Source organism: Microbacterium sp. T32 (assembly GCF_001619615.1).
Lineage (GTDB): Bacteria > Actinomycetota > Actinomycetes > Actinomycetales > Microbacteriaceae > Microbacterium.
Window position 1 is genome coordinate 24,729 of sequence record NZ_LQQP01000045.1, and the last position, 20,781, is coordinate 45,509.

Below are 20,781 nucleotides of genomic sequence, written 5' to 3' on the forward strand. Positions count from 1 at the left end.
TGCAGCGGTCTTCTCAACTGGGTGCAGTCTCGGCGTCCACGGTGCGCGAGCCCATGGGTGCTCGTCGGTGCTCTGCGCGCCGCTACTGTGAGGGACCATGAGCGGCGACGGCGGGGTGAAACGCATCGGCATGCGTGACGTCGCCGATGCCGCCGGCGTCTCGACGCAGACCGTGTCGCGCGTGCTGAACGACTATCCCGGCATCCGGGATGCCACCCGCGAACGCGTGCTCGCGGCGGTCGCCGCGCTGGACTACCGCGTCAACAACGCCGCGCGCGCCCTCGGCACGAGTCTCACGCGGACCGTCGGGGTCGTGGCATCCGATGCCGTCCTGCACGGTCCGTCGGCGGGAATCGCGGCGCTCGAGCGGGCGGCGCGGGCGCGGGGGCGGTGGATCTCGACCGCATACACCGACTCGGACGACCCGGCCGACATCGACGCGGCCGTGCGCCATCTGCTCGACCAGGGGGTCGACGGGATCGTGCTCGTCGCCGCTCATGGAGCCACTCCTCTCGAGGGATACGACGTTCCGCTCGTCCCGCTGTACGGCGAGTCGGGGATCCGCCAGCGGGACGCGGCCGCCCGCGTCGTGGATCATCTCGCCGACCTCGGACATCGCCGCATCGTCGAGGTCGCCGGCCCCGCGGATTGGCGCGAAGCCCTCGCCCGCACGGCCGGTGTCGCCGATGCCATCGCCCGGCGCGGGCTCGCGCGGGAGGGGCGCGTCGAGGGGGACTGGAGCGCCGGCTCCGGTGCGGCCGCCGCCGACGCGGTCGCCGCGCACGTGCGCGCGGGCGCCACCGCGGTGGCCGTGGCCAACGACCAGATGGCGCTCGGACTCATGGCCGGGCTCGCCGCACGCGGGCTCGCGGTTCCGGCCGACGTCTCGGTCGCCGGATTCGACGACAACCCGGATGCCGCCTTCTACACGCCCGCGCTCACCACCGTGCGCCTCGACGTCGAGGGCGAGGCCGCCGAGGCGGTGGCGCGCGTGCTGGGCGATGAGCCGACGCTCCCCGCCGATCCCGTGCTGGTGACGCGCGCGTCGACGGCCGCGCCGCGCTGAGGCCCGGTGCCCCGTGGCGGCGGGCACAACTCCGGCGATCCGGGCCGGTCGTGGAGGGTGTGGCATCCGCGGACCGGTTCTGCAGGAGTTGTGCGGGGCCGCGACGCGGGCCGGGATCGGCCACGCGCCGAGCGAAACTCCGGAGATTCCGCGCCGGGCGGCCGTGTGCCCCGCGGAAAACCGGGCACGGGTCGGCCCACCCTCCCGAAAACTCAGGAGTTCGGCCCGCGCACGGCCCCGAGGCAGTGGCATTCGCCCCTCGCGAACGCGGGATGTTACCGGTAACATGACTCGGGAACCCGCCACCGACAGAGTCGAAGGAGACCCCGCGTGTCCGATGCCGTCACGTTCACGCCCGAGGTGCAGGAGGCGATCGACGCCGTCCGCGCCGACGTCGCGAAACTGCACGCCGAGCTCGTGCGCTACAACCTCATCGTCTGGACCGGCGGCAACGTCTCGGGCCGCGTCCCCGGGGCCGACCTGTTCGTCATCAAGCCCTCCGGCGTCTCGTACGACGACCTGGCTCCCGAGAACATGATCCTGTGCGACCTCGACGGCAACGCGATCCCCGGCACCCCCGGCTCCGAGCGCAGCCCCTCGAGCGACACCGCGGCGCACGCGTACGTGTACCGCCACATGCCCGAGGTCGGCGGTGTCGTGCACACGCACTCCACGTACGGCGTCGCGTGGGCGGCCCGCGGCGAGGAGATCCCGTGCGTCATCACGGCGATGGCCGACGAGTTCGGCGGCCCCATCCCCGTCGGCCCGTTCGCGATCATCGGCGACGACTCGATCGGCCGCGGCATCGTCGAGACCCTGCGCGGCCACCGCTCGCGCGGCGTGATCATGCAGAACCACGGTCCCTTCACGATCGGCGCGAGCGCGAAGGACGCCGTGAAGGCCGCCGTCATGCTCGAGGACGTCGCCCGCACGGTGCACATCGCGCGCGAGGCCGGCCCCCTCATCCCGATCCCGCAGGACAAGATCGACGCCCTCTACAACCGCTACCAGAACGTCTACGGACAGAGCACGGACGACCGCCGATGAACGCCCTGATCACCGAAGGCCGCGCCTCGCTCGGCATCGAACTCGGTTCCACCCGCATCAAGGCGTGCCTCATCGGCCCGAACGCCGAGGTGCTCGCGGTGGGCTCCCACGAGTGGGAGAACGTCTACGCCGACAAGCTCTGGACCTACTCGCTGGATGCCGTGTGGTCGGGCCTGCAGGCCGCCTACGCCGCGCTCGTCGCCGACGTGCAGCAGAAGCACGGCGTCACCCCCGAGCGGTACGCCGCGATGGGCGTGTCGGCGATGATGCACGGCTACCTCGCGTTCGACGCCGACGGGGAGCTGCTCGCCCCCTTCCGCACGTGGCGCAACACCAACACCGGCGTCGCGGCCGCCGAGCTCACCGAGCTCCTAGGCGTGAACATCCCGCTCCGTTGGTCGATCGCGCACCTGCACCAGGCGGTCGTGGATGCCGAGCCCCACGTGCCCGAGATCCGCTTCCTCACCACGCTGGCCGGGTACGTCCATTGGAAGCTCACCGGCGAGAAGGTCCTCGGCGTCGGCGACGCGTCGGGCATGTTCCCCATCGACTCCGCGACCCGCGACTACGACGCCGAACTGGTCGCGCGCTACGACGGCCTCGCCGCCGGACGCGTCCCGGCGCTCGCCGACCTGCTGCCCGAGGTGCTCGTCGCGGGGGCCGCGGCCGGGGAACTGACCGAGGCCGGCGCGGCCCTGCTCGACCCGACGGGCGCCCTGCGTCCCGGCATCCCGTTCGCTCCGCCCGAGGGCGACGCCGGAACCGGAATGGTCGCGACGGGTGCGGTCGCGCCGCGGACGGGCAACGTCAGCGCCGGCACGAGCATCTTCGCGATGGTCGTGCTCGAGCGTCCGCTCGGCGAGGTGCACCACGAACTCGACCTCGTGACGACCCCCTCCGGCGACGCCGTGGCCATGGTGCACTGCAACAACGGCGCGAGCGAGCTGGCGGCGTGGGCGAACATGTTCACCGCGTTCTCGGCCGCGGCCGGCATGGAGCAGACCCCGGATGCCACGTACGCGGCGCTCTTCGCCGCGGCGCTGGAGGGTGAGGCCGACGCCGGCGGGCTGCTGGCCTACAACCACCTCGCCGGGGAGCCGATCGCGGGACTCGACGAGGGCCGCCCGCTCGTCGTCCGCACACCCGACAGTCGCCTGACGCTGTCGAACTTCATCCGCGCGCAGCTGTACGGCGTCTTCGGAACGCTCGCGCTCGGCATGGACGTCCTCCACCGCGAGGGCGTCGGCCTCGACAAGATGTACGCGCACGGCGGCATGTTCCGCACCGCGGGGGTCGCGCAGCGCTTCCTCGCGGCGGCGCTCGACGCGCCCGTCGCCGTCGCCGAGACGGCGTCCGAGGGCGGGGCGTGGGGCATGGCCGTGCTCGCGGCGTACGTCGCCGACGGCGCCGGCCGCGACCTCGACACCTACCTCGGTGAGGTCGTGTTCGCCGACGCGGCGCTCGTCACCGCCGACCCCGTCCACGCGGACGTCGTCGGATTTTCGGCCTACCTCGACCGTTACCGCGCAGGCCTCGCCGTCGAGGCCGCCGCCGTGGCATCCCTCTGATCACCCGAAAAGGAACAGTCATGACCCGCACGAAGCTCAAGAACGACCTCGACGGCTACGAGGTCTGGTTCGTCACCGGCAGCCAGAACCTCTACGGCGAGGAGACCCTGAAGCAGGTCGCCGAGCAGTCGCAGGCCGTCGTCGACGGCCTCGCCGGCCTGCCGGTGAAGGTCGTCTGGAAGCCCGTGCTGAAGGACTCCGACAGCATCCGCCGCATGGCCCTCGAGGTCAACGGCCGCGACGACGTCATCGGCGTCATCGCGTGGATGCACACCTTCAGCCCCGCGAAGATGTGGATCGCGGGCCTCGACGCGCTGCGGAAGCCGCTGCTCCACCTGCACACGCAGGCCAACGTCGAGCTGCCGTGGAACGACATCGACTTCGACTTCATGAACCTCAACCAGGCCGCGCACGGCGACCGCGAGTTCGGGTACATCCAGACCCGCCTGGGCGTCGCCCGCAAGACGGTCGTCGGTCACGCGTCGAACCCCGCCGTCCGCCAGCAGATCGAGGACTGGGAGCGCGCCGCCGCCGGCTGGACCGCCGCCCGCACCCTCAAGCTCGCGCGCTTCGGCGACAACATGCGCTTCGTCGCCGTCACCGAGGGCGATAAGACCGAGGCCGAGCTGCGCTTCGGCGTGCAGGTCAACACGTGGGGCGTCAACGAGCTCGTCGAGGCCGTCGAGCAGGCGGCGGATGCCGACATCGACGCGCTCGTGCAGGAGTACATCGACAGCTACGACGTCGTCGACGAGCTGCTCCCCGGCGGCGCGCGCCACCAGTCGCTCCGCGACGGCGCCGCGATCGAGCTGGGCCTGCGCTCGTTCCTCGAGGAGGGCGGCTTCGGCGCCTTCACGACGTCGTTCGAAGACCTCGGTGCGCTGAAGCAGCTCCCCGGTCTCGCGGTGCAGCGCCTCATGGCCGAGGGCTACGGCTTCGGCGCCGAGGGCGACTGGAAGACGGCGATCCTCGTGCGCGTCGCGAACGTCATGGGTGCGGGGCTCCCCGGTGGCGCCTCGCTCATGGAGGACTACACGTACGACCTCGTCCCCGGGAACGAGCGGATCCTCGGCGCCCACATGCTCGAGGTCTCGCCGTCGCTCACGAAGAAGAAGCCCCGGCTCGAGATCCACGAGCTCGGCATCGGCGGCAAGGAAGACCCGGTGCGTCTGGTCTTCACCGCCGACCCCGGCTCCGCCCTCGTCGTGGCGCTGAGCGACATGCGCGACCGTTTCCGCCTCACCGCGAACGTCGTGGAGAACGTCGAGGCGCCCGACCTCCCGAAGCTTCCCGTCGGCCGCGCCGTGTGGAAGCCGGCGCCGGACTTCGCGACCTCGGCCGCGTGCTGGCTCGCCGCCGGTGCCGCCCACCACACCGTCATGACGACGGCGGTGGGCATCGAGGTGTTCCGCGACTTCGCCGAGATCGCCAAGACCGAGCTCGTCGTCATCGACGAGGACACGACGGTCCGCGGCTTCCAGAGCGAGCTGCGCTGGAACCAGGCGTACTACCGCCTGGCCCAGGGCATCTGATCCCCGCCGCCCCGGGCTGCCCTTCGCCGGCCCCGGGGCGGTGCGGCACTCGCGCGCCTCGCTCTCTCGGGGCGCGTGCCGTGCATCGGTTCTCCCGGCGCACGAACCGTGCCCCGGGTCCGCGTCGGTGGTGGGACGCCTGCGGGTCCGGGGCATTCGTGCGCCTCGTCCCGCTTCTGCCGGGGCGTGTCCCACTTTGTGCGGTTTTGGGGGCGCGGCGTCGCACGAAGTGGGACACGGCTGCTGTGGCATCCGTCGCCTCGTCCCACTGGTGACGAGGCGTGTCCCACTTTGTGCGGCCTGAGGCTGTCGCACGCAGCCGTAAGTGGGACATGGATGCCGTGGCGTGAGTGCTGCGGCGGGCGGCCGGGTGCGCGTGTCCCACTTTGTGCGGTTTTGGTGGCGCGGCGTCGCACAAAGTGGGACATGGATGCCCTAGCGGCGGCGCCGCGGCGGGCGGCCGGGTGCGCGTGTCCCAGGATGTGCGGTTCGGAGCGTGCTCCATCGCACGAAGTGGGACATGGATGCCGGGCCGGCGCGCTACAGCCGCTGGCCCAGCGACCACAGGCGGTCCGCGCGGCCGGAGATCGCCTCCGACAGCGTGAACGCCTGGGCGTCGGTGAGGGATGCCACGTAGTCGACGATTCCGCGGGAGCGCGCGAGCGTCTCGGCTTCGGCATCCGTGGGTCGACGGTCGGCGGGGAGGGCGGCGTACTGCTCGCGGGCGAGCGCGATGAGCTCGCGGAGGCGGCGCGGGGTGCGCGCGCGGTCGAGGTCGTCGTCGAGCCACTCGCCGAGCGCCCGCACCGAACGCGCGAGGATGCGACTCATGCCGCGCTGCTGAATCGCGAGGTCGGGGCGGCTGAGGACGAACCGCTTATGCACGAACTTCAGCACCTCGACGTGGTGCCAGGCCGACGGCGACAGCGCGACCGGCCCCGACCGCGGGGTGTCGAGCGGCCGGAGCTGCGCGGATTCCTGGAACCGGCGGATCCACCGGTCGGTGAACGACGCCAGACGTCGCTCGGCCGTCAGCGACCCGTCGAACGGTCGAGCGAGCAGGTCGGTGACGAGTTCGGCATCCACGTCGCTGACCGCGGCGAGGAACGCCTCGTCGTCCGCGATCCACGGGTCGTCGCGGCGCATCTTGCGGCGCAGGCGTTCGAGCGCGGCGCCGGGCACGAGCTCGGCGCGCACCTCCGCATCGTCGCGTGAGCGCCACTCGAGGACGTCGTCGAGCCACCCGCGGAACTCCGCCGCGATGGGGGCGTGGTCGAGGATCCCGGCGCGGTAGAAGTCGTCGACGTCGTGCACCGAGTACGCGATGTCGTCGGCGAGGTCCATGACGGCGCCCTCGATCGTCTGGCGGAGGGGCTCGGCATCCATCCCCTCCCGCGCGTGATCGAGGTCGTCGACGTCGAGGTCGTACACCGAGTACTTGTGCACCCGGTAGGCGCCGTCAGGTGCGCGACGGATGCCACGGGGCGGGCCGATCCGCTCGATCTCGGCCGCGGACACCGACGGCGACCAGGGGTATTTCGCCGACGCGGCGCGCACCGCGGCGGTGAGGTTCAGCCCGCGCGGCGCGTTCTCGACGACGTCGAGGGCGGTGAGGATGCGATACGTCTGGGCGTTGCCCTCGAAGCCGTCGGGGAGGCCCAGCTCGGTGCGGGCGAGGCGGTCGAGCGTCGTCTCGCCGAGGTGTCCGAACGGCGGGTGGCCGAGGTCGTGGGCGTAGGCGGCGGCCTCGACGACCGTCGGGTTGCACACGTCGCGGCCGGCGCGGGTGTTCAGCTGCAGCGCGACGACCCGCGCGATCGCGCTGACCTTCAGCGAGTGCGTGAGGCGGTTGTGCACGGGTGCGCCGGAGATCGACGGCGACACCACCTGCGTCACGGCCGAGAGTCGCGAGAAGTACGGCGAGAACTGGATCCGCTCCAGGTCGATCGACCAGGGGTCGGCGCCTTCGGTCTCGCGTTCGTCGTACACGCGGGAGGCGGTGGGGAGCGTCATCCGTCCACGCTATCCGCCGCGGGCCGTGCGCGCGGCGCGGCGCGTTCCGCAGGTTCAGTGTCCAAGACACGCGGATGCCTCGAGGCGCGGTCCGCGTGTCTTGGACACTGAACGTGGGCGGAGCCGCTGCCCGCGGAGCCGCCCCGCGGTTGCTCAGACTTCGGTGTCCAAGACACGCGGACGCCGACGCGCGTGGTCCGCGTGTCTTGGACACTCAACGGGGGGAAGAGCCCCGGGTCAGCCCCGGCGCACCTCGACCCCGACGATCCGCGCGTCGTCCGGGCGCAGCTCGTACGCGGGGCCTGTCAGGTGCAGCGTGACGGCCTCGTCGGTGTCGGCGCACGACGGGCCGACGCGCAGCTCGACCTCGCCGGGTTCGACAACGCGGCGGAGCGTGCGGTCGCTGTACGCCAGACGGGATGCCGGGATCGTGAAGCGCACCTCCGCGCTCTCGCCGGGCTCCAGCTCCACGCGGGCGTAGGCGACCAGCTGCGCGACGGGCCGGGTCACGCTCGCGACCCCGCGGTGCGCGTACAGCTGCACGACGTCGGCTCCGCGCACGGCGCCCGTGTTGGTCACGCGCACCGACGCCGCGAAGGCGTCGCCCGCGCGCACCTCGATCGTCCCGGATCCCGCGCCCCCGGCGTCCACCTCCAGCCCCTCGCGGACGAACGCCGTGTACGACAGCCCGAACCCGAACGGGCGCACGGGCGTCGGATCGGTGCTCGTGACGTCGCTCCGGCCGCCGAGGATCGGGTGCAGGTAGGAGTACGGCTGCGCGCCGGACGACCGGGGGAGCGAGACGGGCAGGCGCCCCGAGGGCGTGGCATCCCCGGCCAGGAGCGCGGCGAGCGCGGTCCCGCCCTCCTCGCCCGGGAAGAACGCCTGCATCACGGCGGCCGGACCGGCAGCCGCGTCCAGCGCCCAGCCCAGGGCGTACGGGCGTCCGGTAAGCAGCACCATCACGACGGGGGTGCCCGTGGCGATGATCTCCTCGACGAGCCGGCGCTGCAGGCCGGGCAGCTCGAGCGAATCCGCGTCGTTGCCCTCGCCGACCGTGCCGCGGCCGAAGAGCCCCGCGCGGTCGCCTACGACCACCACGGCCACGTCCGCGGACCGCGCGAGTTCGACCGCGGCAGGGATGCCGTCGGCATCCGTCCCCTCGACCGTGACCCCCTCGGCCTGCACGACGTCGCCGAACCGCGCCGCGAGCGCTTCGCGCACGGTCGGGATGGCGAAGCCCATCGGCGTGCCGGGGTGGTGCGCGAGCACGTGGTTCGCGAACGAGTAGCAGCCCATCAGGGCCTCGGCGCTGTCGCCGTTCGGGCCGATCACCGCGATGCGTCCGGGCGCGGCCGCGAGCGGCAGCACCCCGTCGTTGCGCAACAGCACCGCGCTCTCGACCGCGAGCCGGTAGGCCAGCGCGCGATGCTCGGCGTCGTCGAGGTCGACACTCGACGGGGGCGTCGAGAAGTCGGCATCCAGGAGTCCCAGGTCCTCCTTCTCCGCGAGCAGCCGCGCGACGGCTCGGTCGATCAGGGCCTCGGAGAGATCCCCGGATGCCACCCGCTCGGCCAGGTGCGGATACGCGTCGGCGCCGGGGAGCTCGACGTCGATCCCGGCCTCGAGTGCGATCTGCGCGGCTTCGCCCGGTGTCGCGGCGAGGCCGTGCATCGAGCGGAGGAAGTCCACGGCGAAGTAGTCCGACACGACCGTGCCGTCGAAGCCCCACCGCCGGCGCAGCAGATCGGTGAGCAGGTCGCCCGACGCGGCCACGGGGACCCCGTCGATCTCGGCGTACGAGTTCATCACCGAGCGCACGCCGCCGTCGCGGACCGCCATCTCGAACGGCGGGAGGAACACGTCCTGCAGCTCGCGGGGACCGGCGTGCACCGGGGCGTGGTTGCGGCCGGCCTGCGAACCCGAATACCCGACGAAGTGCTTCAGCGTCGCGTGCACCCCGGCGGACTGCAGCCCCCGGACGTACGCGGTGCCGATCGTGCCGACGACGTACGGGTCCTCGGCGATGCACTCGTCCACCCGTCCCCACCGCGGGTCGCGCACGACATCGAGTACGGGCGCGAGGCCCTGGTGCACGCCGACCTCGCGCATCGAGCGTCCGATGGCGGATGCCACGAGCTCGACGGTCTCCGGGTCGAACGAGGCGCCCCACGCGAGCGGGGTCGGGAAGGTCGCCGCCTTCCACGCCGCGAAACCGGTGAGGCACTCCTCGTGCACGAGCGCCGGGATGCCCAGCCGCGTCTCGGTCTGGAGCCGCCGCTGCTCGCCCCACAGCCATGCGGCGCGCTCGACCGGGTCGACCGGCCGGGTGCCGTAGACGCGCGTGAGGTGGCCGAGGCCGTGGACCGTGGCATCCGCGTATCCGGTCGAGGTGACCTTCTCGCCGGACAGGGGTGCGACGACCTCGTCACCCTGGTCGACCCAGTACCCCACGAGCTGCGCGAGCTTCTCGTCGAGGGTCATCTCCGCGACGAGCGCCTGCACGCGGGCCGAGACCCCGGGGGTGAGCGCGGCGCCGACGTCGGTTCTGTGGATGGTCATGCGGGTCAGCCCTTCACGGCGCCGGTGAGGCCGCCGACGATCCGTCGCTCGAACAGGCTGAAGAACACCAGAGCGGGGATCATCGACAGCGAGGTGAACGCGAGCACGCGTGCGGTGTCGACGGAGTACTGCGACGCGAACGCCTGCGTCCCGAGGGGCAGGGTGTACGTCGCTTCGTTGTTGAGGATGAACAGCGGGAGCATGTACGAGTTCCAGCTGTTGACGAAGGCGAGGATGCCGACGGTCACGACCGCGGGGACCGCGAGCGGCAGCACCATGCGCCAGAAGAACCCGAGGCGTCCGAGCCCGTCGATCGACGCGGCCTCCTGCAGCTCGCGGGGGATCGCGGAGAGGAACGGCGACAGGATGATCACCGTGATCGGCAGGGCGAAGGCGATCTGCGGAAGGATCACGCCGACGAGGGAGTTCGTCAGCCCGAGGTTGCGCACGAGGATGTACAGCGGGGTGATCGCCACGGTCATGGGGAACATCAGGCCCGCGGTGAACAGCGCGTAGAGCGCTCCGCGTCCGCGGAAGCTGTAGCGCGAGAGCCCGTAGGCGGCCATGAGTCCGAGAGCGACGACGAAGAGGGTCGTCGCGATCGCCGCGATCGTCGAGTTGACGACCTGCCCCCAGAAGGTGCCGCTCGTGAGGACCTCGGTGTAGTTCTCCCAGTTCCAGCGCGTCGGGAACCCGGCCGGGTCGACCGTGATCTCGGAGTTCGAGCGGAAACCGCCCAGGATGATGTAGATCACCGGCCCGAGCATCAGCGCGATGAGGACGAGCGCGATGAACCCGACGACAGCGCCCGAGAAGCGGCTGCGACCGGCCGGGCGGCGCGGCGCTTTCGCGGCGCGGGGGGCGACGAGGGTGGCGGTGGCGGTCATTTGGTGCCTCCCGTGAGGGCGCCGGCGGTGTCGCGGCGGAGCACGAAGCGCTGGTAGAGCAGCGCGACGGCGAGCGAGATGAGGAACATGACCACGGCGACGGCGCTGCCGTACCCGTAGCTGCCGGCGTTGCGCCCGTTGGCCACCATGTACGTCGCCATCGTCGAGGTGCCGGCGGTGGACGCGACGTACTGGCCCCAGATGATCCACACGAGGTCGAAGAGCTGGAGCGACCCGATGATCGACAGGAACGCCCAGATGCGGATCGTCGGTCCCATGAGCGGCAGCACGATGTGACGCTGGATCTGCCAGTACGACGCGCCGTCGATGGCGGCGGCCTCCGACAGCTCCTCCGGGATGCCCTGGAGTCCGGCGAGGAAGAGGATGACGGCGAAGCCGATGTACTTCCACGTGATGATGATGAGCAGGGTCCAGATCGCGAGCGCCGGGTCGGAGATCCAGTCGGCGCGGAGGGCCCCCAGCCCGATCTTGTCGAGGGCGCCGTTGAGCGCGCCACCCGACTGCAGCATGAGGCCCCAGCCGAGGCCGACGACGACCTCGGAGATGACGTACGGCACGAAGATCAGCACGCGGATGAGCGACTGGAACCGCATCTTGCGGTTCAGCAGCAGCGCGAGGCCCAGGGCCAGCGGTCCCTGCAGCACGAGGGAGCCGACGACGATGAAGGCGTTGTGGCCGAGGGCCTCGTGGAAGGCCGGGTCGGTGAGGATCGTGACGTAGTTCCGGATGCCGACGAACTCCGTCGGCGTGCCGAAGCCCGACCAGCTGTAGAAGCCGTAGAAGGCCGCCAGGGCCACCGGCAGGATGACGAACGAGACGAACACCACCAGGGCGGGGCCCAGGAGGATCGCCAGTTCCCCGCGGATCTTCCAGTTCTCGCGGCGCCGCCGAACGGGCGACCGCCCGGCCGAGGAGGAGCGGGGAGCTCTCTCCTCGGCCGAGCGGCGACCGACGACGTCGTCCGACGCGGTGGCGACGGGATGACGCACGGTGGTCATGTCGGTTCCCTCAGGAGCGCGCGGCGGCCGCGTTGACGGCGTCGACGATGCTCTGCGGGGTGCCCTTGCCGGCGAACATGTCGACCACGGCGACGTTCAGCGCGTTGCCGACGTTCTGGCCGTAGAGCGTGTCGAGCCACACCGAGACGTACGGCGCCTTCGAGTAGGCCTCGAGGACCGACTGCAGTGCGGGGGTGGTCACGGCATCCGTCGCCTCCGAGGACGCGGGGAGCGTCTGGAAGGCCGTGGCGTAGGCCTCCTGGTTCTCCTTGTTCACCAGGAAGTTCAGGAAGTCGGTGCACTGCGCGGGTGCGTTGACCCAGCACGAGTACCCGTCGACGCCGCCCATCATGGCGCCGGGCTCGCCGTCACCGCCGGGGACCTCCGGGAAGGGGAACCAGCCGAGGTCGGGGAGCGGCTTCTGGTCGGGCGTGAGCGAGGCGATCACGCCCGGGTCCCACGCGCCCATGAGCTCCATGCCCGCCTGCTTGTTGGCGAGGAGACCGGCGGACGAACCGGCGCCCTGCTGCGCGGCGGTGGTGAGGAAGCCGTCGTTGAACGGCTGCGTCTTGAGGAACGACTCGAGGTCCTCTCCGGCCTTGAGCCAGCAGGGGTCGTCGAAGCTGCGGCTCGCGGCCGCCGCGTCGAGCACGTCCTTGGAGCACGCGCGCAGCGCGAAGTTGTAGTACCAGTGCGCGGCAGGCCAGGCGTCCTTCGCGCCGACGGCGATCGGGGCGACCCCGGTGGCCTTGATCTTGGCGTTGGCGGCCTCGAGCTCGTCGATCGTCTTCGGGGCCGTGGTGACGCCCGCGGCGGTGAGGACGTCCTGCGACGTGAAGATGCCGGACGGCAGCACCGCGACCGGCATCCCGTAGTTCTTCCCGTCGATCTCGAACGCCGACAGCGACGAACCGAGGGCGGTCTTGGCATCCGAGGAGATCTTGTCGGTCAGGTCCATGACCTGACCCGCCTTGACGATGTCGGCGAGCTTGCCGCCGCCGCGCGCCATGAACAGGTCGGGGGCGTCGCCGGAGTTCAGGGCGGTCTGGAGCTTGCCGTCCATCTCCTCGTTCTGCACGGCCTGGATCTCGATCTTCACGTTGGGGTTGGCCTTCTCGAAGGCCGCCGCGGTGTCCTCCCAGTACTTCTTGCCGTCGCCGGTGGTGGAGTTGTGCCACAGCGTCAGCGTGACGCTCCCGTCGGCGTTCTGTCCGCCTCCGCCGCCGGCGCAGCCACCGAGGGCCAGGGTGCCGGCGACCGCGAGGGCGGCTGCGGCGAGGAGTTTCCTCGTGTTCATGTGATTCCCGTTTCTCTTCGTCGAGGTGCGTCCCGTGCGGGATGCTCCGGTGTCGGCATCGGTGCCGGTCGTTCACGTCCGGGTGTGCGGCCCGGGTGGGAGCAGTGTCACCCGGGCGCGAAGCGTCGTCAAACGTTTTCGAAAATGATTTCCACGCTAGGGTCGGATGCCATGACCCGGCGTTCCACCATCCGCGACGTCGCCGCGGCTGCCGGTGTGTCGGTCGCCACGGTGTCGAAAGCCGTCAACGGCCGCTACGGGGTGGCGCCCGAGACCGTGGGCCGCGTCCTGGATGCCGTGCGCGCCCTCGGCTACGAGTCGAGCCTCGTCGCCAGCAGCATGCGGTCGCGGCGGACCGGGGTGATCGGCGTGCTCGTCGCCGACATCGAGCCCTTCTCGGCCGAGATCCTCAAGGGCGTCGGGGGAGCGCTGTCCGACACCGGATACGACCTGCTCGCCTACACCGGCGCGCGCCGTGACGGCGAGGGGTGGGAGCGGCGGTCGCTGAGTCGCCTGAGCGGCACGCTCATCGACGCCGCGATCCTCGTGACCCCGACCGTCGTGAACGTCGCCGCCGAGGTGCCCATCGTCGCGATCGACCCACACACCGGCCGCGCCGACCTCCCCACCGTGGAGTCGGACAGCTTCACCGGCGCGCAGCAGGCCGTCCACCACCTCGTACAGCTCGGCCACCGCCGCATCGGCTTCATCGCGGGGCGTCCCGATCTGCGGTCCGCGGTCGCCCGCGCCTCGGGGTATCGCGAAGCGCTGTCGGCCGCCGGCATCCCGTTCGATCCTGCACTCGTGGGGCAGGGGCACTACGAGCAGGACGTCGCGCGCGAGGCCGCGCAGGCGATGCTCTCGCTGCCCGACCCGCCCACCGCGGTGTTCGCCGCCAACGACCTGTCGGCGCTGTCGATCGTCGAGGTGGCCGCCGCCCGCGGGCTGCGCGTGCCCGACGACCTGTCGGTCGTCGGCTTCGACGACGTGCCCGAGGCGGCGCGGGCGCAGCCGCCGCTGACGACCGTGCGCCAGCCCATGAAGCTCCTCGGCGCGGAGGCCGTGCGCATCGTCCTCGCGCTGCTCGCCGGCGAGGAGCTGCCCGAGACGCACCTGCAGCTCGCGACTCGTCTCGTCGCCCGCGGCACGACGGCGCCCCCGCCGCAGCGCTGAGCCGGCGTCGAACCACGGCCGCGCGCCGGTGCGGCCCGGTCCCCGTCCGGCTGGGCGTTGAGTGTCCAGGACACGCGGATGCCGCGCGGCGCGGTCCGCGTGTCTTGGACATCGAAGAGGAACGGAGCCCTGCCCTGGCCCGATGCCCGTCTCGCTCTGAGTTGAGTGTCCAGGACACGCGGATGCCGCGCGGCGCGGTCCGCGTGTCTTGGACACCGAACGCTCGGATGACGGAGGTGACGAGGGCCGGCGCACACCGGCGCGGTAGGGTCGGCGCGTGACGCGCGTGCTGCTCGCCCCGGACGGGTTCAAGGGATCGATCTCCGCGGCGGCCGCCGCCACTGCGCTCGCCGCGGGGTGGCGTGCCGTCCGCCCCGGCGACGCGATCGTCGAGCTCCCCGTGGCCGACGGCGGTGAGGGCACCCTCGACGCCTTCCTCGTCGCCGTGCCGGGAGCGCGACGGATGCCGGTGACCGTCACCGGTCCGCACGGGCGTGGAGTCGTGGCATCCTGGGTCCTCCTCCCGGCGACGGCGGACGCGCCGCACGGGACCGGGGTCGTCGAGCTGGCGTCCACGTCGGGGATCGAGCTGCTCGCCGGCGATCTGCGCCCCTTCGACGCCGACACGCGCGGGTTCGGGCAGGCGATCGCCGCCGCCCTCGATCACGGCGTTTCCCGGCTCGTGCTCGCGATCGGGTCGAGCGCCTCGACCGACGCCGGTTTCGGCCTGCTCACCGCCCTCGGCGCGCGGATCGTGGATGCCGAGGGCCACGACGTTCCGCCCGGATTGCGCGGCGTGCAGACCGCCGCGCGCATCGAACGCGACGGGCTCCGCGCGCTGCCGGCGGGCGGGGCGCTCGTGCTGACCGACGTGCGCAGCCCTCTCACGGGCCCGACCGGCGCGGCCGCGGTGTTCGGGCCGCAGAAGGGGCTCGGCGCCGAGGACATCCCCGCGGCGGATGCCGCCCTCGCTCGCGCGGCGGACCTGCTCGCCACCGACGCCGCCTTCCCCGGCACCGGGGCGGCTGGCGGCACCGGTGCGGCCCTGGGGGCCTGGGGCGCGGAGCTGGTTCCCGGAGCCGAGCGCATCGCCGACCTCCTCGGTCTCGCCGACGCCGTGGCCGCGGCCGAAGTGGTCATCACGGGGGAGGGGTCGTTCGACGCGAGCTCCGCGACCGGCAAGGCTCCCGCGCGCGTCGCGGCCCTCGCCCGCGCGGAGGAACGCCGGGTCGGACTCGTCGCCGGTCGGATCGCTCCGGATGCCGACACCTCCGGGTTCGGCGCGGCGGTGGCGCTCGTGCAGCTCGCCGGGTCGACCGAGGCCGCTCTGGCCGAGCCCGCCCGATGGCTCACCGCCGCGGGAGAGGCGCTCGCCGAGCGCCTCGGCTGAGGCGCGCGAGCCGGATTTTCGCGGCAGAAGCGCCGTCGGGGGCCGAGGGGCATCGCGGCTCCGGTACCGTCGTGGTGTGTCCACACTCTCCAGCAACAAGGACGACGAGGTCGATCTCCTCATCGACGCCTGGTCGCAGTTGCTGCCCGAGGTCGACCTGACCCCCCTCGACGTCATGTCGCGGCTGCGCCGCGCGGCGTTCCACCTGTCGAAGCTGCGCGCCCGCGCGTTCGCCAGTGCCGACATCGCCGTGTGGGAGTTCGACGTCCTCGCCGTCCTCCGCCGGGCCGGGACCGAGCTCAGCGCGACGCGTCTCATCGCGGCGACGATGATCGGCAGCGCGGCGATGACCAACCGTCTCGACAAGCTCGCCGACCGCGGGCTCGTCAATCGCCGCCCGAACCCGTCGGACGGCCGCGCGATCCTCGTCGCCATCACGCCCGAGGGCATCGAGCGCGTGGATGCCGCCATGACCGAGCTCGTGCGCCTCGAAGCCGATGCGCTGCGCGACGTCAGCCGCGCGGATCAGGCCATGCTCGCCCGGGTGCTGCGGGTCCTCGCCGCCGGCGAGACCCACGAGGCGTGATCGATCTCACCGCCGGGCCGCTGGTCCTGGACGGCGGCCTCGGCACGCTGCTCGAGAGCCGCGGCAACGACGTGGCGTCCCCGCTGTGGTCGGCGCGCGTGCTGCGCGACGACCCCGACGAGGTGCGCGCCGCCCACGCGGAGTTCGCCGCGGCCGGTGCGGACGTCCTGATCACGGCCTCGTACCAGGTGGGCTTCGGCGGTCCGATCCCGGATGCCGAGGTCGAGATGCTCCTCCGTCGTTCGGTGTCGCTCGCCCGGGAGGCGGGGGACGGCCTGGTCGCGGCATCCGTGGGGCCGATCGGCGCACTGCGCGCCGACGGCAGCGAATACACCGGCGCGTACGGACTCGACGTCGCTGCGCTGCGCGCGCAGCACCGGCGGCGTCTCGGCGTGCTCGCGGACGCGGGGGCCGACCTGCTCGCGGTCGAGACCGTCCCGTCGCCGCTCGAGGTCGAGGCGCTCGCGCTCGAGCTCGCCGACCTGGGCGTCCCCGCGTTCGTGAGCCTCTCAGCGGACAGCACGGGTTTCGCCGCGCCGGGGTCGCGGGCCGCGGCGCTGAGGACCGCGGCATCCGTCCCGGGTGTCGTCGCGGTCGGCGTGAACTGCTGCGCTCCCGGCAGCGTCGGGCCCGCGCTCGCCGAAGCGCCCGCCGTCCCGCTCGTCGCCTACCCCAACACCGGGGAGCGATGGGATGCCACGACCCGGACGTGGCACGGGGGCGCAGCTCCGCTCGCCGAGGACGCGGCGGGGGTAGCCGCGGGCGCACGGCTCGTCGGCGGATGCTGCCGTTCGACCCCGGCCGACATCGCCGGGATCGTCGCGGCCGTCCGGCCGCATCGGCCCTGACGTCGGATCGTCACTGGGGAGCGTCGATCACCCGATCGAGCCACTCGGCCAGGAGCGCCCGCTCGGCAGGGGAGAGGGGAGCGAGGTCGCTCACGGCTGCCCGGAGGGTGACGGCTGCGACGCGGGTCGGCGCATCGGTGCCGCCCTCGCGGGGCGTCGCGTCCGTGAGGATGCGCGCGAGCACGGCATCCAGGAGGGGTTCGGCGAGGTCGTCGCGGCGAACCGCGGGATCCTGTTCGAGGAGGGCGAGCACGGCTCCGGTGCCGGCGGCGTGGACCAGGGTGACGGCGTCCGCCTCGGGAATCCTGAGTCGCCCCGCCGCCGCGACGCGGCGGAGGCGCTCCTCGAGCACCCTCGTCCCCGCGACGAGGGCGGGGGAGTCGTGCCCGCGTCGAGGGTTGCTGATGATGAGGAAGATGTCGGGGTGGGCGAGCCCGAAGCCCACGACCTGGTGCCAGCTCGCGCGGAGTTCCTCGATCGGGTCCACGGCGTCGGCGAGAGGGGACAGTGCGGACGCCTTCGCGGCGCTGAAGTGCGCCATCGCGTGTTCGGCGACGGCGTCGAGGAGCCCGTCCTTGTCGCCGAAGAGCCGGTAGATCGTGGGGGCCTGCGTACTCGCGCGTTCGGCGACGGCCCTCGTCGTGACCGCTGCGGTGCCCCCGTCCTGCAGCAGGTCGGCGGCGGCGGCGATGATGCGCTCGCGCACATCGTCGCGCGACCCGGAGGATGCCATGAATCAACGATAACAGTCCATTGCTAACGTCGTGTATCGGTGATAACTTCTAGCTGTTTCCAACGATATCAACAGGAGGTCCGCCATGATCACCATCACCGGAGCAACCGGCGCGCTCAATGGGCGCACCGTCGAGCATCTGCTTCGCCTCGTGCCCGCCTCGGAGCTCACGATCGTAGCGCGGGACCCCTCGCGCGCCGATCGATTCGCTCGCGCCGGGGTCGCGGTGCGCCGGGGAAGCTACGACGATCCCGCGCGTCTCCGCGAAGCGTTCGCGGGGACGGATCGTGTGCTGCTGGTCTCGTCCAATGATCGCGGTGCCGACACCGTTGCGCTCCATCGGAACGCGATCGAGGCCGCGGTGGCCGCGGGCGTCGGTCACGTGTTCTACACCAGCCACCAGGGCGCGCACGAGGATTCGCCGTTTCCCCCGGCCCGTGTCCACGCCGCGACCGAGGCGATCCTGGCGGATTCCGGAGCGGGCTGGACGTCGCTCCGCAACGGCTTCTATGCGCACAGCCTCGACTGGCTCCTCGGGCCGTGGCGTTCGAGCGGCGTCATCTCGGTGCCGGCGGACGGACCGGTCTCGTGGACGTCGCGCGACGACGTCGCCGAGGCTGCGGCGCTGCTTCTGCTGGGCGCGGCCGTTCCGGACGGACCCGTGACCCTCACGGCCCCCGAGGCCCCGCGGTTCGTCGATCTCGCGGAGCGCGCATCCGACCTCGCTGGGAGGTCGATCGCGTACGAGACCCTCGATGCCGAGGAGTGGGTGCGGCGCGCGGTCGAGGCGGGTCAGCCGGAGCCGCAGGCCCGCTTCTCCCTGTCGATCTTCGCTGCGGCCGAGCGGGGATTCTTCTCCGGCACCGATCCTCTTCTCGGCGAGCTGCTCGGAAGGGCGCCGATGGCGGCACGCGACGTGCTCGCGGTCGAGGGCCGGTAGCGAAGCGTCGCGCTCGTCTGGTCGCCGCTGCCCCTACGCCTTCGCGGCGTCGGAGGGCCGTGCGGCCGGGCTCGGCGACCGCACCGGTCGCGCGAGGGGCTCCGGCGTCCGCAGCAGCGCGAAGTGCTCGGGTCCCCATCCGTACGTCTCGCGCAGCACCCTGCTCACGGTGGGAAGCGCCGAGGGGCACGGCACGTCCACGCCCCGGTGCACGTCGACGGACGCGGGGTCGAGGTCGCGCGCGGCGCTGCGGAGCTCGGAGACGAGCGCGAGTGCGGTGGGCGTGCCGTGGGCCCGGATCGCCGCGCGCCAGTCGCCGACCACAAGCCGTGTCCAGGATGTGCCGCCGCCGGTCAGGGCGGGGTGCGGGGAGCGACGCACCAGGACGACGGCGACGCCGATCAGGAGAACGCACGCCGTGGCGACTCCGGCGCTGGCGGCGGGCGAGAACACCGTTTGAGCGACATCGGACGTCGCCGCGGGGCTGAGGGCGACGACCGTCCGGGCCAGGGAGTACGCGGCGTAGGTGGTCAGCGACACGACGATCGTGGCAGCCGACCGCCGCGGGACGGTCACCGACGCGTCCGAGTCCCCCTCGCCGTCCCCGGGGTCGCGTGTGTGCGGCGGGGCGCCGTCAGTCGTCGTCGGTGCGTGCGCGCGCGGCCGCGGGTTCGGTGAGGAGGGCGATCTCCTCCGGGTTCCACGCGAAGGAGTGCTGCATCTGATGCTCGAGCGTCGCGAGGGCCGAGGGGAGGGCCGTCGCGACGCCGTGGCGGACGTCGAAGGCGTGGTCGTCGAGGGCCCGCGCGGCGGCGCGCAGTTCGTCGACGAGGGAGCGCAGACGCTCGTTGCCGTAGGCCTGGGCCAGCAGCCGAGCGTCATCCATGACGACGACGGAGAGCGCGTTCGGGCCGTCCGCGGCGACGCGCCGCGCGGGGTGGATCGTGACGATGACGGCCGCACCGCACACGAGGACCGCGAGGGTTGCCACCGCCGTGGCGAGTTCGGGGGAGAAGAGCGCAGAGGTGTGCCCGCCGAGCGCCCGTGCTCCCGAGTAGAGCGCGTACCCACCCATGGCGCCGGCGATCAACCGCGCCGGAATCGGAGCCACGGTGGTCGTGACGAGTGCGGCGATCGCGCAGCCAGCGCACACGAACGTCAGAATCGCGGATTTGATGACGAGCGCCGCGTCCGGGTCGGACAGCGCGGTGCAAGCGCCGACCGCGGCCGCGACCGTGACCGCGAGGCCCGCGGCGACGCGCCGCGCGCGGGGAGAGAACCCGCGGACCCCGACCGCCATGAGGGCCGGCGAGAGCGTCATCGCGCCGTCCGCGACGACGAGCGAGCCGCGTCCGCCATCGGAGGCGTGGACCGCGTACATGACGATCGAGCCCACGGCCAGGACGCCCGCGATGGTGGCGTAGCGGAGGAAGGGGGTGAGGGGGACGGGCATGGACACGCGGGGCAACGCGACACTGACGATGCCGACGGCCACGCCGAGGCACATCGCCAGCAGCCCGATCGTCAGCAGCAACGGGATCTCCGGGGTTCGCGGTTCGCTTTCCGGCTGAGTGTATCGTTTCAGCCTGGGGCTCTATCAGTCGAAATCCGCAGCGAGCGCGTTGCGGTGGTACTCGAAGATGATGCTCGTGCGGGTGGATGCCACGCTGTTCCGCGCGGAGAGCTGATCGACGACGAACCGACGCACGGCCGAAGAATCGTCGACCGCGATGTGTACGAGGAAGTCGTCGGAACCGCCGAGGAAGAACAGCTGGATCACGTCCGGGTGGCGCCGGATCTCCTGCGCGAACGCGCGGATGCTCTCGTGTCGCTGCCCCGGGCGGAGCGTCACGCCGACGATCGCCTGGAGTCCGCGGCCGAGCCTGCTCTGGTCGACGGCGGCGTGGAATCCCGTGATGAGTCCGCGGTCGACGAGGCCCCGGACGCGGGTGTGAGCGGTGGATGCCGCCACCCCGAGCGCGTCGGCGAGGGCGGCGTTCGTCATCCGTGCGTCCGCCGAGAGCAGTTCGATGATCCGGGCGTCGAGTGGGTGAAGGTCGTCGTCGGACATCGTAGATCCTTCGGTTTCGCGATCGGGTGCGGCGTCTCTCAGCCGACGA

Annotated in this window: 18 protein-coding genes; 9 read left to right on the plus strand and 9 right to left on the minus strand. The window is 72.3% G+C overall.

Features of this window, described 5'->3' with window-relative positions:
• The first annotated feature begins 97 nt into the window (after positions 1 to 97).
• From AVW09_RS14840 to araA, 4 genes are all read left to right on the plus strand, one after another.
• Positions 98 to 1,066: a LacI family DNA-binding transcriptional regulator gene (locus AVW09_RS14840; RefSeq protein ID WP_063258794.1), complete on the plus strand. Its 969-nt coding sequence runs from the start codon at positions 98 to 100 to the stop codon at positions 1,064 to 1,066.
• Positions 1,067 to 1,396: 330 nt separating this feature from the next.
• Complete coding sequence (locus AVW09_RS14845; RefSeq protein ID WP_063258795.1) at positions 1,397 to 2,113, plus strand: L-ribulose-5-phosphate 4-epimerase; 717 nt, start codon at positions 1,397 to 1,399, stop codon at positions 2,111 to 2,113.
• Entirely contained in the window at positions 2,110 to 3,681 is a 1,572-nt protein-coding gene (locus AVW09_RS14850) for a xylulokinase (RefSeq protein ID WP_063258796.1), read from the plus strand. The genes AVW09_RS14845 and AVW09_RS14850 overlap by 4 nt, the downstream gene beginning before the upstream one ends.
• Before the next feature lie 20 nt (positions 3,682 to 3,701).
• The gene (araA, locus tag AVW09_RS14855) at positions 3,702 to 5,213 is read left to right on the plus strand and encodes an L-arabinose isomerase (RefSeq protein WP_063258797.1); all 1,512 of its coding nucleotides are present in this window, start codon (positions 3,702 to 3,704) and stop codon (positions 5,211 to 5,213) included.
• Positions 5,214 to 5,753: 540 nt separating this feature from the next.
• On the opposite strand, the gene AVW09_RS14860 is transcribed toward araA, so the two are convergent.
• The 5 genes from AVW09_RS14860 to AVW09_RS14880 all read right to left on the minus strand — a co-directional run bounded on the left by AVW09_RS14860 (position 5,754) and on the right by AVW09_RS14880 (position 12,991).
• Complete coding sequence (locus AVW09_RS14860) at positions 5,754 to 7,226, minus strand: deoxyguanosinetriphosphate triphosphohydrolase family protein (protein WP_063258798.1); 1,473 nt, start codon at positions 7,224 to 7,226, stop codon at positions 5,754 to 5,756.
• A 237-nt stretch (positions 7,227 to 7,463) separates the two neighbouring features.
• Positions 7,464 to 9,788, minus strand: a complete 2,325-nt coding sequence (locus AVW09_RS14865; protein ID WP_063258799.1) for a beta-glucosidase — start codon at positions 9,786 to 9,788, stop codon at positions 7,464 to 7,466.
• A 5-nt stretch (positions 9,789 to 9,793) separates the two neighbouring features.
• Positions 9,794 to 10,675 (minus strand): carbohydrate ABC transporter permease, encoded by an 882-nt coding sequence (locus AVW09_RS14870; RefSeq protein WP_063258800.1) that lies wholly within the window; start codon positions 10,673 to 10,675, stop codon positions 9,794 to 9,796.
• A complete protein-coding gene (locus AVW09_RS14875) occupies positions 10,672 to 11,694 on the minus strand; it encodes a carbohydrate ABC transporter permease (RefSeq protein WP_063258801.1) in 1,023 nt (340 codons plus the stop codon). Before AVW09_RS14875 ends, AVW09_RS14870 begins: the two co-directional genes overlap by 4 nt.
• 10 nt (positions 11,695 to 11,704) lie before the next feature.
• Positions 11,705 to 12,991 carry an extracellular solute-binding protein gene (locus tag AVW09_RS14880; RefSeq protein WP_063258802.1) on the minus strand — a complete coding sequence of 429 codons (1,287 nt, stop codon included), beginning with the start codon at positions 12,989 to 12,991 and terminating at the stop codon, positions 11,705 to 11,707.
• A gap of 171 nt (positions 12,992 to 13,162) precedes the next feature.
• On the opposite strand from AVW09_RS14880, the gene AVW09_RS14885 reads away from it, so the two are divergent.
• The 4 genes from AVW09_RS14885 (at position 13,163) to mmuM (ending at position 16,988) form a co-directional block, all read left to right on the plus strand.
• Positions 13,163 to 14,164: a LacI family DNA-binding transcriptional regulator gene (locus tag AVW09_RS14885; protein WP_063258803.1), complete on the plus strand. Its 1,002-nt coding sequence runs from the start codon at positions 13,163 to 13,165 to the stop codon at positions 14,162 to 14,164.
• A gap of 277 nt (positions 14,165 to 14,441) precedes the next feature.
• Positions 14,442 to 15,554, plus strand: a complete 1,113-nt coding sequence (locus AVW09_RS14890) for a glycerate kinase (protein WP_063258804.1) — start codon at positions 14,442 to 14,444, stop codon at positions 15,552 to 15,554.
• A gap of 76 nt (positions 15,555 to 15,630) precedes the next feature.
• On the plus strand, positions 15,631 to 16,140 hold the full coding sequence (locus tag AVW09_RS14895) for a MarR family winged helix-turn-helix transcriptional regulator (protein WP_063258805.1): 510 nt from the start codon (positions 15,631 to 15,633) through the stop codon (positions 16,138 to 16,140).
• Positions 16,137 to 16,988, plus strand: a complete 852-nt coding sequence (gene mmuM, locus AVW09_RS14900; RefSeq protein WP_063258806.1) for a homocysteine S-methyltransferase — start codon at positions 16,137 to 16,139, stop codon at positions 16,986 to 16,988. The genes AVW09_RS14895 and mmuM overlap by 4 nt, the downstream gene beginning before the upstream one ends.
• Positions 16,989 to 16,998: 10 nt before the next feature.
• Here mmuM and AVW09_RS14905 read toward each other — a convergent pair whose 3' ends face one another.
• Positions 16,999 to 17,721: a TetR/AcrR family transcriptional regulator gene (locus AVW09_RS14905; protein ID WP_063258807.1), complete on the minus strand. Its 723-nt coding sequence runs from the start codon at positions 17,719 to 17,721 to the stop codon at positions 16,999 to 17,001.
• Between the two features lie 85 nt (positions 17,722 to 17,806).
• Between AVW09_RS14905 and AVW09_RS14910 the strand changes: the two genes are divergently transcribed.
• Positions 17,807 to 18,661, plus strand: coding sequence for an NAD(P)H-binding protein (locus AVW09_RS14910; RefSeq protein ID WP_063258808.1), 855 nt, complete (start codon positions 17,807 to 17,809; stop codon positions 18,659 to 18,661).
• Positions 18,662 to 18,694: 33 nt separating this feature from the next.
• On the opposite strand, the gene AVW09_RS14915 is transcribed toward AVW09_RS14910, so the two are convergent.
• The 3 genes from AVW09_RS14915 to AVW09_RS14925 all read right to left on the minus strand — a co-directional run bounded on the left by AVW09_RS14915 (position 18,695) and on the right by AVW09_RS14925 (position 20,732).
• On the minus strand, positions 18,695 to 19,237 hold the full coding sequence (locus AVW09_RS14915; protein ID WP_063258809.1) for a hypothetical protein: 543 nt from the start codon (positions 19,235 to 19,237) through the stop codon (positions 18,695 to 18,697).
• 58 nt (positions 19,238 to 19,295) lie between these two features.
• Positions 19,296 to 20,195, minus strand: coding sequence for a hypothetical protein (locus AVW09_RS14920; protein WP_063258810.1), 900 nt, complete (start codon positions 20,193 to 20,195; stop codon positions 19,296 to 19,298).
• Between the two features lie 63 nt (positions 20,196 to 20,258).
• Positions 20,259 to 20,732: an Lrp/AsnC family transcriptional regulator gene (locus AVW09_RS14925; RefSeq protein WP_063258811.1), complete on the minus strand. Its 474-nt coding sequence runs from the start codon at positions 20,730 to 20,732 to the stop codon at positions 20,259 to 20,261.
• Positions 20,733 to 20,781 lie beyond the last annotated feature (49 nt).

Coding starts and splice junctions, on each gene's coding strand:
- AVW09_RS14865 (WP_063258799.1), bottom strand. CDS start 9,788: ATGACCATCCACAGAACCGACGTCGGCGCCGCGCTCACCCCCGGGGTC.
- AVW09_RS14905 (WP_063258807.1), bottom strand. CDS start 17,721: ATGGCATCCTCCGGGTCGCGCGACGATGTGCGCGAGCGCATCATCGCC.
- araA (WP_063258797.1), top strand. CDS start 3,702: ATGACCCGCACGAAGCTCAAGAACGACCTCGACGGCTACGAGGTCTGG.
- AVW09_RS14910 (WP_063258808.1), top strand. CDS start 17,807: ATGATCACCATCACCGGAGCAACCGGCGCGCTCAATGGGCGCACCGTC.
- AVW09_RS14870 (WP_063258800.1), bottom strand. CDS start 10,675: ATGACCGCCACCGCCACCCTCGTCGCCCCCCGCGCCGCGAAAGCGCCG.
- AVW09_RS14875 (WP_063258801.1), bottom strand. CDS start 11,694: ATGACCACCGTGCGTCATCCCGTCGCCACCGCGTCGGACGACGTCGTC.
- AVW09_RS14925 (WP_063258811.1), bottom strand. CDS start 20,732: ATGTCCGACGACGACCTTCACCCACTCGACGCCCGGATCATCGAACTG.
- AVW09_RS14885 (WP_063258803.1), top strand. CDS start 13,163: ATGACCCGGCGTTCCACCATCCGCGACGTCGCCGCGGCTGCCGGTGTG.
- AVW09_RS14850 (WP_063258796.1), top strand. CDS start 2,110: ATGAACGCCCTGATCACCGAAGGCCGCGCCTCGCTCGGCATCGAACTC.
- AVW09_RS14840 (WP_063258794.1), top strand. CDS start 98: ATGAGCGGCGACGGCGGGGTGAAACGCATCGGCATGCGTGACGTCGCC.
- AVW09_RS14860 (WP_063258798.1), bottom strand. CDS start 7,226: ATGACGCTCCCCACCGCCTCCCGCGTGTACGACGAACGCGAGACCGAA.
- AVW09_RS14880 (WP_063258802.1), bottom strand. CDS start 12,991: ATGAACACGAGGAAACTCCTCGCCGCAGCCGCCCTCGCGGTCGCCGGC.